Source organism: Hominimerdicola alba 8 (assembly GCF_000178155.2).
GTDB classification, from domain to species: Bacteria; Bacillota; Clostridia; order Oscillospirales; family Ruminococcaceae; genus Hominimerdicola; species Hominimerdicola alba_C.
Window position 1 is genome coordinate 1 of record NZ_ADKM02000086.1, and the last position, 12,459, is coordinate 12,459.

The following is a 12,459-nucleotide window of genomic DNA, read 5'->3' on the forward strand; positions in this document are numbered from 1 at the left end:
TTATCAGCAGTGCGCTGACAGCATTATAAGGCTTTACAGCGACTATTTCTACCAAAAAGGACAGTTTGACAAGATAACATTTCAGTTTTCAAACGGTGATGAATGCAATTATCCGCGTTGGCGCAAGGGCAGAAGAATGCTGGTTCTGGGGGACTTTTCCTGCGAGATACCTGCCGCACTGCCCGATGACAGCGAACAGCAGTACCGAAATTACCTCAAAGAGGTAATTAATTATGCAGGCACACTGTCACTGCAAAAGGAGTCAGCTGTTATATCACCCGATGAACTGGGGATAGGCGACTTTATCTGCAACGACACCCATGTTGTAATGATAACAGATATGGCTGTCAATGACAAGGGCGAGAAAGTCTACCTGATAGGGCAGAGTTTTATACCCGCTGTATGTTTCCATATAATCACCGACCTTGACGGCAGTGAACCGACCGCATGGTTCACCGAAGACAGGCTGAGAGAAGAGAAATTCCAAATCGGCGCTTTCAGCTTTGAGCAAAAAGACATTCGCCGCTGGAAAGACGGCTTCTGATAAAACCCCCGAAAGCTGTTATGGGCTTTCGGGGGTTTTAATTGTAGGATATATCTAATTGTCAATATAAGATTTGTGCAGTCTAACGGTTGAATTTGTGATGAATATGTGATAAAATAGTGATGTAAGATAGAATTATGTATAGTCAGGAAGTGATGCGGCATGAAAAAGAGGATATCAGCGTTTGTAATCTCTTTCGCTCTGCTTGTCGGCGGCGCATTGACTGCATCTGCTGAAAGTGCCGCTGAGTCTGAAAAAGGCGGCGAAAAAGCAGTGGTCACTGCACAGGAAAATCCAAACACAGGTGCTGTGACACTAGGTACAGTCAGTGTGGCTTTGGCGGGCTGTGCAGTACTGGTCTGCAAAAAACGGAAGTAAATTTATATAACGAGAACGCCCGCGCAGGTCAAGGCTTGCGTGGGCGTTCTTTCATATGATCTCCTCAGAAATATGTACAGGGTGTGCGGCGGGTGCGGAAAACAATACGAATGCCGCAATGATATCCTGTTCAGTGTGCAAGCGGGATCACACATATAAAAAGTGCGCTGTCATATCCTGACTGCGCACTTTGTGGTTTTTATTTGAAGAACAGCGGGAGTTTTTCGAGGAAGAAGATATCTGTCCTGTCTGCCGCATCGCCCTCAGCGAGAACTGCGCCCTTGCCGACTATATTGCCGCCTGCCGCTTTTACAAGCTGTTCGATAGCCGTCAGCGATTCGCCTGTGCTGATGACATCATCAAGTATCAGCACGCGCTTATCTTTAATTCTTGCAACATCTTCCTGCGAAAGGTAGAGTGTCTGCACATTGGCAGTGGTTATGGATTTTACCTGAACCGATATCGGGTCGGTCATATACAGCTTGACCGACTTGCGGGCTACCACGTAATTCTTGCCCGACTGCCTTGCGGCTTCGTAAGCAAGGGGGATACCCTTAGACTCAGCGGTGATGATGACATCGAAATCAGGGGCTTTTTTCAGCAGTTCCTCTGCCGCCTTAACTGTTATCTCAACATCTGAAAACATGATGAATGCCGCAATATCCAGCTTTTCGCCTGCCGCGCAGATAGGCAGTTCACGGGTCAGCCCGGCGACTTTCAATGTATAAGTTTCCATTTCAAACAACTCCTTCATTAATCAAAACTTTCTATCGGATATTCCTCTGATATCTCGTAAATGGTGAACCATGTGCATGTCCTGTCGGTTTCTTCTATGGCAAAGTCAGACTGGTCACTGTTTTTGCCATAGTATTCTTTACCGTCAAGTTCATAGATCTTCTTATAGCCTTTATCCTCGAAATATTTGTCGTAATCATTCTTTTTTCTGCCGATGAATACTGACATTTCGCCATCGGTAGAAGTGTCAACGGTAACTCCCCGGCTGATATTGTAGAATACTTTTGTAGCGCCCCAGAGGTCAGAAGCGCTGTAGCCCATATCCGAAAGGGATTTTACCATCATTATCTCTATCAGTGCAAGCCCAACTATGATAAGGGTCACGATAAGGCCTAAAAATCCTTTTTTCTCCATAAGTACCTCCCTTTATCAGAGGAAAATGTATTTCAGAACAAAAAGTACTGCAAGAACATACATTATCGGGTTTATCTTCTTCGCTTTGCCGCAGAAAAGATTTATGACCACATATGAGATAACGCCGATGGAAATGCCCTCAGAAATGCTGTAGAACAGCGGCATAGCCAGTATGCAGAGGTATGCGGGTATTGCCGAAGCGTAATTTTCGGCATCGAACTTTATCTCGGTGATGGAACTGAACATCAAAAAGCCCACAACTATCAGTGCGGGGGCTGTCGCAAAGGACGGTATCGCAATGAATATCGGTGCGAACAGCATTGATGCCAGAAACAGTAAAGCTGTCGTTACAGCGGTAAGACCTGTTCTGCCGCCTGCGCCGACACCTGCGGCGGACTCGACAAATGTGGTGGTGGTGGAAGTACCAAGAACCGCACCGCCTGTGGTAGCGATAGCATCTGCCATAAGTGCGGGGCGTATACCGGGAAGTCTGCCCTCTTCATCGAGCATATCAGCTTTTGAAGCCACGCCTATCAGTGTGCCGAGAGTATCGAAGAGGTCAACGAACAGGAATGAGAACATTATCACGATGAAGTTGAACAAGCCCAGCGAATCGAAGTCAACATTGAAGCACTCACCGAAAGTCTTGCCGAGCGCCGAGAAATCGGTCATTCTGAAAGACGGGAAAAGTGAGAACCAGTTCTCGTTATCGGGCTTATATATGCCTGCCGCCTGACATATCATGCCAAGCACCCATGTGCCCAGAATGCCCAGCAGTATCGAACCCGGAACTTTCTTGATATAGAGAATGAACATGCCCAGCGTGCCAATTACAGCCAGCAGTGCGCATATACCGCGTGTGGAGAAATCTTCGGTGAAGTCCACCAGTTCGACCAGTGTTGCGCCGCCTACGACCAGCTTTGCATTTTGCAGACCGATGAACGCGATGAACAGACCGATACCCACTGACACGGCTTTCTTCAGCGAAAGGGGTATGCTGTCAAATATAGCTTCGCGCACCTTTGTGACTGACAGGATTATAAAGATGACACCCTCTAAGAACACTGCCAGCAGTGCAGCCTGCCAGGGATATCCCATAGAGCCGCAGACCGTGTACGCCATAAAAGCGTTCAGACCCATGCCCGCTGACAAAGCGAAAGGAAGGTTCGCCATAAGACCCATGCACATAGTACCGATGAAAGATGCAAGGCAGGTCGCAAGAAGCACCGCTGTGCTGTCCATGCCTGCCGCCGAAAGTACGCTTGGGTTGACCGCCAGAATGTATGCCATCGTCATGAACGTGGTCACGCCCGCCATTATCTCGGTGCGGACATCTGTACCATGCTCTTTTAGCTTAAAAAATCTATCCACAGGCTATTCCTCCTCAAATTCTGCTATACACGGCAGATTGCGGTAATACTCACCGTAATCAAGACCGTAGCCGATAACGAAATAGTCGGGTATGGTGAACAGCGAGTAGTCAGACTGCAAGTCTACCAGCCGTCTGTCGGGCTTATCCAGCATTGTCACGACCTTGAGGGAAAGCGGCTTCTTGCCTGCGAGGTATTCCATGACCTTTTTGAGCGTTCTGCCTGTGTCGATTATATCTTCGACTATCACCACATGGTATTTGCTGATATCCTGTGCAAGGTCGAGGGTTATCTCGACCTCACCACTGCTCTCGGTGCTCTCAAAATAGCTTTTTGCTGCCATGAAGCCTATCTCGTGCGGGATAGTGATGGCGCGGCTGAGGTCTGCCATAAAGATGAATGCGCCTTTCAGGATACTCACCAGCAGCAGGGGCTTGTCCTTATACTCCATGCTTAGTATCTCGCCTGTGCGGGCGATGGCAGTTTTAAGTTCTTCTTCCGAGATTATCACGCGCTTGATGTGCTTGTGAAACTCGGACATATTTGTTATCTGCATCAGTCATCTCTCCTTTCGGGGGTCACTTAGTACCGAATATCCTGTCGTCCGCATCGCCCAGACCAGGTACGATATAGGCGTTATCGTTCAGCTTTTCGTCAAGACTGCCGACATAGATATCGATATCGGGGTGTGCCTTTTCAAGTGCAGCCAGACCTTCGGGGGCGGCGATGATGCACATGAACTTTATGTTGTTACAGCCATGTTTTTTGATGAAATCCACCGCTGTTATGGCAGAACCGCCTGTTGCCAGCATCGGGTCGGGCAGGATAACAAGGCGCTCATCGATATTTTCGGGCAGTTTGCAGAAATACTCATGAGGTTCATGGGTGACTTCATCACGGTAAAGCCCGATATGACCGACTTTAGCCGACGGCACCAGTGCCAGTATGCCGTTTACCATGCCAAGACCTGCCCTGAGTATCGGAACAACAGCCAGCTTTTTACCCGAAAGCATCGGCACTGCCGCTTCAGTTATGGGGGTCTTTACTTTGACCAGTTCGGTGGGCAGGTCGCGCAGGGCTTCATATCCCATCAGCATCGCGATCTCTTCCACCAGCACGCGGAAATCCCTTGTGCCTGTTTTTTCATCACGCAAAAGCGAAATTTTGTGCTTGATAAGGGGATGATCGATAACTGTTACTTTGCTCATTTTCAAAAACCTCACTTTATTTTATATGACTATCCCTTTAGCACACCAGCTGAAAATGCTGTAAACAAAAGGATAATTGAGCACCATACGCCAACCACCTTAAGTTCTGTAAAACCGCCGTTTTTGTGGTGTGTCAGCGGGATAACCACGTTATTTTATCATCACACTGTTACCCATTACCGACATGTCGGCGGGGCGTGATGCTTTATTTACTCCGTTTGATTTGGTGTTATATCGAAACTTGAAATATTCAGCGGTCATCTTTCCTCCGCCGCAGGCATGTGAAGGATAGCATCAGCACAACATTTCCTTGTAATATAACGCTTTGCGGGGGTGTGATTATGACTTTATCATCAGCGACATGCAGTCGCCGTCTTCGCAATAAACTATCATGCGGTCGTATTTTTTTGATACAACATAGAAATCATCGAGAAAGCCGTCAGTTTCGCTGAGTACGGCAATGATCTCATCTATATTACCCTCATAGACCCAGCCCTGACTTAATATCAGCCAGTGCAGGTCAGAAAGGTTTTCAGGCGGTGTAAAAGTCTTTATATTGCTGATATGACTGCACCAGTCTTTGCCGCATATGATCTGCCGTTCAAGACAGATGTCATCGCGTATCCTCAGCCAGAGATAGCCGAGTTCGGTGCGGTCGGGCTTGCGGCAGTTCTCATAGTCGAAAAAGGTATAATAAAACTTGTCTATTACGTGAGCGAACTGCTGTTTCGATGCTTCATGAAAACGCCGCCTGTCGATGTTTTCCTCTTTGATGATCTCTTCGATCTCATCGCGTATCCAATATCTTGCGGGCTTGCTTTTCAGCTTTTCGCGCCACTGTGTATCGTTCCGATATTCTGACATTATAATGACCTTTCAGCTATTCACGCATATGGTTCGATACCCATAGAATACCGAACTTCTTTTACAATTTCTTCATAAGTCAGGTCATATGGGAAAGGCTCGGCATCTTCCGTCGTGTTATTGACAAAGTCATCAAGAACGCCGAATTCTATGACTATGAACGGCTTCTGGCTGAAAAGCACTTCGTCAACTCTGAAAAACTCACCGTTATATACAAATACCTTTCTTTCAGAAGAAAAAGATTCCTCACACTTGCCCGATATGACAGACTTGACCGATCTGACGGGCAGATCAGCATCATATACTTCCGCGCCCAGAGCAATCATTATCTGCTCAACACTGTCTTTTGCTTTTTCAAATTCCGTCCTTGTAACATTCTTGTAATGCCACATTATTCGCTCTCCTTGCTATCAGACTTTTTGGACAGCAAAAGATTTGTCAGTATACCGAGTACCAGTGCCGTTGCGACTTCTGTCAGCGTTACCGAGCCGAAATCAACGCTCAGTCCGCCGATGCCCGCTATGAATATCACCGAAGCGGTGAAGAGGTTGCGGTTACGGTCGAGGTCAACATCTTTAAGCATCTTAAGACCCGAAACTGCGATAAAACCATAAAGTGCGATGCAGACACCGCCCATAACGCAGGCGGGTATCGAGTCGATAAAAGCCACGAAAGGAGTCACGAAAGAGAACAGGATACAGCCTACAGCCGCCGCGATTATAGTCACTACAGATGCGTTGCCTGTTATTGCCACACAGCCCACACTTTCGCCGTAGGTGGTGTTCGGACAGCCGCCGAAAACAGCGCCCGCCATCGAACCGACACCGTCACCGAGAAGAGTTCTTGCAAGACCCGGTTCTTTCAGCAGATCTCTGCCGATGACTGAGGAAAGGTTCTTGTGATCTGCTACATGTTCAGCAAAAACCACCAGTGCCACAGGCACATAAGCCACCAATACCGTCACAAGATAGCCGCCTGTAAGTTCACCGAAGCCTTTGAAGCCCTCTAAGAACACAAGGTCGGGAAGTTTTACAAAGCTGGACAAAGTTACCTGACCATCGGGGAACATGACTGATGAAAACACTGAAAGATCCACTATCCTGAGCGCTTCGATATCGGCGGCAGTGCCTATCACAGTGAATATGACAGCTGTGCCGTAGCCTGCCAGAATTCCCAACACAAACGGCAGCAGCTTTAGCATTTTCCTTCCGTAGGTGGAAGCAAGCATTGTCACAGCTAGAGTGACCAGCCCGCAGAACATGGCAGTATAAGAAGAACCGCTCACATCGGTGACATCGCTTTTCTGTAGGTCACCGATGGCGTTGCCTGCCAGCGAAAGTCCGATTATCGCCACAGTAGGTCCGATGACAACAGGCGGCATCAGCTTATTCAGCCAATCTACGCCGACCGCGCCTATAAGTGCTGCAATAAGCACATAGACAAGTCCCGCAAAAAACGCACCGAGAATTATGCCCAGCATACCCAGCTGCATAGTTGCAGCACCGGCGAATGCAGCACTCATTGAGCCGATAAATGCAAAGGACGAACCCAGAAAAACAGGGCTTTTACGCTTAGTAAATCCCACATAGACCAAAGTGCCGACACCCGCACCGAACATTGCCGCCGCAGGTGTAAGACCGTTCCCGATTATCACGGGTACAGCAATGGTCGCCGCGAGTATGGCAAGCATCTGCTGAAGTGCAAATACCACTATCTGCCCAAATTCAGGCTTATCTTCAACATCGTAAACCAGCTTCATACCCCAAAACACCGCCTTTCATCAAATCATCACATTTATAGTTTTATTTTATCACAACGCAGTCAGATTGTCAATAATAATATAGGATTTAAACCGTTTTTCGTATAAATTTAATATTCCTTCAGTCTTTTTACAGAAAAGAACGCGCACCGATGAGGAGTGCGCGCTGATATCATTTTTTTCTCGTAATAAGCCTTTTTATCAGCGGGAAGACCAGCTTTGCCATACCTTTAAAGTACCGCCCCATTGAGAAACCTTCCATGTAATCGGGGTGTTGATCGGTGGGGCGTTTGCTTATCTTGCCCTCAAAAAACAAGTAAGCTGAAAGCAGTTCGTCCATATCCTTGATGGAGTATTTCCAGTAAGGCTTTTTGAGTTCTGTAACACCGCTGAGTTCTATTATCTGCGCGGTAAAGGACATGCAGTTTTCGGCACCCACTATGCGGAAGCCGTGTAACAGCGGCATGGTCGCCATAGAGAAGAGGTTGAAGAGATAGCCGCCCTTTTCGCGCTCATCTATAAACGCCAGAATCTTTCGGTAAGCCTGTTCGCCAACATTCAGTTTGAAGACTTTTGCGCCAAAATCGGCATGGTCGCCAAATGCGTAATAGTCGCGGTATTCGTGGGTGAAGCCTGCTTCAAAGGGGAAGTTATGGTATCTTCTCGAAAAGCTGATGAAGTCACGCAGACTTCCGTCAAGACTGACTGCGATGTGGGTGTACGGATAGCCCGTCAGCCAGCGTGCCGCGCCGCCAAGACCTGTGTGTGCTTTTATCAGCACGATGTAGATGTCTTTCATTTCTGACTCTCTTTCAGTCGGCGGAACAGTGCGACTGCCATGCGCACCATCTCGTAGTACATGGGTATCATGGCAATGTACATGAACATATCCACCAGCGTTACGCCGTGACCTGCCACAGCGAAAAGCTGTTTTCCGCCGAATATCATGGAGAGTATGGAGATGCCTGCATACATGAGATGGGCTTCGATGGGACCCAGACGCGGAAACTGAAATTCGTTGAAATAGATGATGTAGTTCATCATAGTGACATTCATAACGCCGTAGAGGGGCGCCGCAAGTGCCGCAGGAAGCAGGTGCGCCGCAGGACTCAGACCCATAGCTATTATCAGAAAAGTGGAGAAAAGTATATCGACCATAAGGTCATAATACGCCCCTGCCTTTGAGGAAAGCCCCCTTGTTCTTGCCGCGTAGCCGTCAAGGTCATCTGCCACCAGATGCACAGCCAGACCGATGATAGTGCCTATCCAGAAAAGTCTGCTGAAATTAGTCAGCAGCGTCATGACTATGGCGAACACGCCGCCCAGCGCACTTACCGTTGTGACCTGATTTGGTGTCACGCCATCGGGGATATGCGGACCCACATGCTTGTACAGAAATTGCTGAAAACCTGTTTCAAGTTTGCTGGGTATCATTTTCTTGACGGGATTTTTGTAAACTTCTGCCATGCTATCCTCCGAATTTAAAGAGATTTTTCACCATTGAACCGATGAAATATTTGTAGTCGATAAAATCATATATACCCTGCCGCCATGCCCGCAGGAAGAGTTTTACCACCAAAATATGGTAGTGCATGTAATATCTGCGGACACTCATATGGGCGGGCTTTGCCACAACATGCAGGTAATCCCAGTGGGAGGGGTCGCGGGTGACAAGGCGGCTGCGGTACTCTTCAAAAAGTTCACTGCTCATTTCGGGGGTGAAGATGGATATTGCGGCATGTTTCAGCTTATGCCGCCTTACCCAGCGGGAAATATCGCGGAAATCTTCGCCTTTGAAGTCGAGGTCAACTATGAACATGCCCATAGCATTTATGCCAACATCATTGAGTATCTCCACAGCCGCGCTGTTGGCGTGCAGGTCGGACTTTTTATTGTAGCGGTAAAGGTGCTTGTCATCAGCGGCTTCAAGTCCCACAAGCACATAGTAGAAGCCGATATCTTTCAGTTCTTCCATAAGTTCGCGGTGCTTGGATATGAAATCCGCTCTGCCGTAGCAGACATATCTCTTGTGTATGCCGCGCTCTCTCACCAGTTCTATGAACCTTTGCAGTCGCTTTTCATTGAAGAGGAAATCGTCATCAACTATATAGATGTTCTCACAGTCGATGGAAGCTATCTCGTCCACCACATCTTCGATATCGCGGGTGACATAAGTGCCGCAGTTCATTTTATTTCGACAGCAGAATTTACACCTGTAAGGACAGCAGTAAGCTGTTCTCACATGGGCGCATGGCTGTAATTCGAGATAGCGGTAGCGGGGGTGTGCGTAAAAATTAGTCCTGTCGGGGCGGGGCAGACGCTTGATGTCAAAGGGCTCGGAATCGTTCTCTATCCAGCCGCTCCCCTGCCTTCTGCTAAGACCGTTGACCGATGCAAGACCGCGCTCTTCAAGCACATTAAGTATGCCGAATATATCGAAACTGCGGAAGACGAAATCCACATAGCTTTCATAGAAGCGCTTATAGCTGGTATGGGCGTGCAGACCGCCTATCATGGTGACACAGCCCATCGCTTTTGCCGCTTTGCAGTACTCTTTCATGAAATTTTCCTGTCTGGTGCGCCCGCAGATATAGACCGCGTAAGGTTTTATCTCAGCCAGTTTATCGGCAAAAGGTTCATCTGCCACCTGACCGTCCCAGATGAACGGTTCGTAGCCCGCGTCTTTCAGCATAGTCCAGATATATTCCAGTTCAAGCGGTTCATTGTCGATGATGCCGGCGAAATTGTACTTTGTGCGGGATATTTCGGGATGTACCAAAAGTATCTTCTTGTTTTCCATCACGCTCACTCCTCAGCTTTAAGCGCCAGATAATCTATCTTGCCCACCAGTGTTTTAGGCAGGCTGTCGCGGAAACGCAGTTCTCTCGGCAGTGCGTAGACTGCTATCTCCTTTTTGAGCATGTCCATAAGTTCTGTACGAAGGACTTCACGGTTGACACCCTCTTTAGCAACAACGTATGCGCGTACAAGTTCACCCATTATCTTATCGGGAACGCCTACTGCCGCACACATCACAACATCGCGGTGTGAGTTTATGACCTCTTCGATATTCTGCGGATAGATGTTATAACCGCCCGAAACTATCATTCTTTTAAGGCGCTGTCTGAAATACACATAACCGTCTTCGTCCATATAGCCCAGATCGCCTGTGTGGAGCCAGATATTGCCGTCTTCATCGGGGCGCAGAGCGTTGGCAGTTTCTTCGGGGGCTTTGTAGTAACCTTTCATCACTGATGGTCCGCGAAGTATTATCTCGCCTGTTTCGCCTGCGGGGACTTCCCTGCCGTCAGTGTCGATTATCTTATAGAAAGTATCTGCGTAGGGCAGACCAACGCTTTCGGGTTTATAGGCATCGGCAGGTGAAAGACAGCTTCCTGTCACGCATTCGGTCAGTCCATAGCCCTCACGTACACGCGCTTTGCTGCAGCAGCCTGACAGCAGCTTGTTCAGCTTTATTTTGGTGGAAACTGACAGCGAGTCCCCGCCCGAAATAACGGTATGTATGAAGCTGAGGTCTTTATGGACAAGACTGCCCTTAGTCAGCAGCGCTTCGTAGATCGCAGGCACTCCCGCGATTATGTTGGGGCGGTACTTGAAAAGCAGCTTATCGAAATCGGTTGCTGAGAATTTCGGCAGAATGACCGCTGTGCCGCCCAGCACCAGTATGGTATGTATGCAGACACCCAGTCCGAAGCCGTGAAATACTGGCATTACGGACAGCATTCGGTCGCCTGCACTAAGACCGCCGCAGCCGTCGATGCTTTGCATTGCAAGGGCGTTGAAATTGAGGTTCGTCAGCATTATGCCCTTCGGAACGCCTGTTGTTCCGCCGCTGTAGAGTATGGCGGCGGTGTCATCGGGGCGGGTGGTTATGCTTATGTTGTTTGTAACTTTTTTCGCACCCTTTATGAAGTCAGACCAGCTGTCAAAGCCTGTGATATCGGGCTTTTTGCCTTTCAGCTTTGCGAGGTAGCCCGCCTTGATATGGGGCAGCATATAGTCGTCTGCGCCCACTGCAACTGCTTTTTCGGGGCTTACGCGCATGCAGACCTTTCTCAGCTTATCGGCGGTGCTGTCCAGTGCAAAGATATAGCGGCTCTCGGTCAGCTGCATATAGCGGACTATCTCATTTTCAGCTGAAAGCGGGTGTATCATATTGGCAACAGCGCCCACCTTATTGACCGCATAGAACAAAAACACCGCCTGCGGTATATTCGGCAGACATATGGAAATGCTGTCGCCTTTTTTTACGCCCATAGCGGTCAGCGCGCGTGCTGTGCGGCTTATCTCGCCTATCAGACGGCGGTAGTTTATCTTTCTCCCATAGTATTCAAGTGCGGTAAAGTCGGGGTACTGACGCGCCGTTTTCAGCAGAAAGCGGTACAGCGAAAGCTGCGGGTAATCAAGATGTCTTTTCATTTCGTGTTCTCCATTCTTCGTATGTGGTTATTTTTTTGTACTTATATTCTTCTTCGGGCATGACTTTTTTCAGCAGAGCGGCAACCTTATCATACAGCTGTCTGTTGGTTTTATCGGCATCGCCTGTGGCTTTCATGGGTCTGCCGAAAATGATAGTCAGCCCGCCGAACGGCTTGTATCTGCCTGTGATGGCGTATGGCACTATGACAGCACCCGTATCCTCTGCCATTACTGCCGCGCCGAACTTGAAAGGCAGCAGCAGTTCATCGGTGTAATTGCGCTTTGCTTCGGGCGAAACGTTTACCAGTTCACCCGATGAAAGTGCTTGTTTTGCCGCCTGCAAAGCCGCAGGATTATGTTTTGCGTGCAGATCAACGGGGATAGTGCCCGCGCTCCTGAAAAGCCAGCCGAAAGCGCCGTCATGTAGGTCTTTCTTAGCCAGTGTCCTGACGATGCGGCGGGTACTGATATCGATCAGTATAGGGTCGATAGCGTGGGTGTGATTGCCCGCCAGCACTGCCGCGCCGTCTTTTGGTATATTCTGCCGACCAATGATACGCGGCTGGAACAGCAGCCACATCAGCGGTTCAAAAACGCACCTCAGCGCCCTGTATATTACTGCTCTGCTATCCAAATCTGTTCACCACCATAAACAATTTATTCACATTTATTATAATATGCTTTACGGGAATTGTCAATAGATTTTGTAAAAATAAAAACAGCGGGGGCTGCCCGCTGTTTGATGGA

General features: G+C 48.5%; 15 protein-coding genes. 2 read left to right on the top strand and 13 right to left on the bottom strand.

Annotation, left to right across the window (positions count from 1 at the left end; genetic code table 11):
- Both CUS_RS09625 and CUS_RS09630 read left to right on the top strand, forming a co-directional pair.
- Window positions 1-544: DUF4846 domain-containing protein (locus CUS_RS09625; protein WP_002850103.1), on the top strand; the 544-nt coding region annotated here is incomplete at its 5' end.
- Between the two features lie 162 nt (window positions 545-706).
- Entirely contained in the window at window positions 707-922 is a 216-nt protein-coding gene (locus CUS_RS09630) for an NPXTG-anchored protein (RefSeq protein WP_002850176.1), read from the top strand.
- Window positions 923-1,121: 199 nt separating this feature from the next.
- Here CUS_RS09630 and CUS_RS09635 read toward each other — a convergent pair whose 3' ends face one another.
- From CUS_RS09635 to CUS_RS09695, 13 genes are all read right to left on the bottom strand, one after another.
- Window positions 1,122-1,658: a phosphoribosyltransferase family protein gene (locus tag CUS_RS09635; RefSeq protein ID WP_002850162.1), complete on the bottom strand. Its 537-nt coding sequence runs from the start codon at window positions 1,656-1,658 to the stop codon at window positions 1,122-1,124.
- A 17-nt stretch (window positions 1,659-1,675) separates the two neighbouring features.
- Window positions 1,676-2,071 (bottom strand): hypothetical protein, encoded by a 396-nt coding sequence (locus CUS_RS09640; RefSeq protein ID WP_002850110.1) that lies wholly within the window; start codon window positions 2,069-2,071, stop codon window positions 1,676-1,678.
- A 15-nt stretch (window positions 2,072-2,086) separates the two neighbouring features.
- Window positions 2,087-3,388, bottom strand: coding sequence for an NCS2 family permease (locus CUS_RS09645; protein ID WP_050792220.1), 1,302 nt, complete (start codon window positions 3,386-3,388; stop codon window positions 2,087-2,089).
- 57 nt (window positions 3,389-3,445) lie between these two features.
- Window positions 3,446-3,997, bottom strand: coding sequence for a hypoxanthine phosphoribosyltransferase (gene hpt, locus CUS_RS09650; RefSeq protein ID WP_002850260.1), 552 nt, complete (start codon window positions 3,995-3,997; stop codon window positions 3,446-3,448).
- Window positions 3,998-4,019: 22 nt separating this feature from the next.
- Window positions 4,020-4,649, bottom strand: a complete 630-nt coding sequence (gene upp, locus CUS_RS09655) for a uracil phosphoribosyltransferase (RefSeq protein WP_002850150.1) — start codon at window positions 4,647-4,649, stop codon at window positions 4,020-4,022.
- Window positions 4,650-4,988: 339 nt separating this feature from the next.
- Window positions 4,989-5,513 carry a DUF6756 family protein gene (locus CUS_RS09660; protein WP_002850095.1) on the bottom strand — a complete coding sequence of 175 codons (525 nt, stop codon included), beginning with the start codon at window positions 5,511-5,513 and terminating at the stop codon, window positions 4,989-4,991.
- Window positions 5,514-5,533: 20 nt separating this feature from the next.
- Window positions 5,534-5,905: a hypothetical protein gene (locus tag CUS_RS09665; RefSeq protein ID WP_002850238.1), complete on the bottom strand. Its 372-nt coding sequence runs from the start codon at window positions 5,903-5,905 to the stop codon at window positions 5,534-5,536.
- Entirely contained in the window at window positions 5,905-7,272 is a 1,368-nt protein-coding gene (locus CUS_RS09670) for a uracil-xanthine permease family protein (RefSeq protein WP_002850166.1), read from the bottom strand. The genes CUS_RS09665 and CUS_RS09670 overlap by 1 nt, the downstream gene beginning before the upstream one ends.
- Window positions 7,273-7,444: 172 nt before the next feature.
- Window positions 7,445-8,071 carry a hypothetical protein gene (locus tag CUS_RS09675; protein ID WP_002850120.1) on the bottom strand — a complete coding sequence of 209 codons (627 nt, stop codon included), beginning with the start codon at window positions 8,069-8,071 and terminating at the stop codon, window positions 7,445-7,447.
- Complete coding sequence (locus CUS_RS09680; protein WP_002850158.1) at window positions 8,068-8,739, bottom strand: CDP-alcohol phosphatidyltransferase family protein; 672 nt, start codon at window positions 8,737-8,739, stop codon at window positions 8,068-8,070. The genes CUS_RS09675 and CUS_RS09680 overlap by 4 nt, the downstream gene beginning before the upstream one ends.
- A 1-nt stretch (window position 8,740) precedes the next feature.
- A complete protein-coding gene (locus CUS_RS09685) occupies window positions 8,741-10,072 on the bottom strand; it encodes a B12-binding domain-containing radical SAM protein (RefSeq protein ID WP_002850154.1) in 1,332 nt (443 codons plus the stop codon).
- A gap of 5 nt (window positions 10,073-10,077) precedes the next feature.
- Window positions 10,078-11,712, bottom strand: coding sequence for an AMP-binding protein (locus CUS_RS09690; protein ID WP_002850268.1), 1,635 nt, complete (start codon window positions 11,710-11,712; stop codon window positions 10,078-10,080).
- Entirely contained in the window at window positions 11,696-12,346 is a 651-nt protein-coding gene (locus CUS_RS09695) for a lysophospholipid acyltransferase family protein (protein WP_002850190.1), read from the bottom strand. The genes CUS_RS09690 and CUS_RS09695 overlap by 17 nt, the downstream gene beginning before the upstream one ends.
- Window positions 12,347-12,459 lie beyond the last annotated feature (113 nt).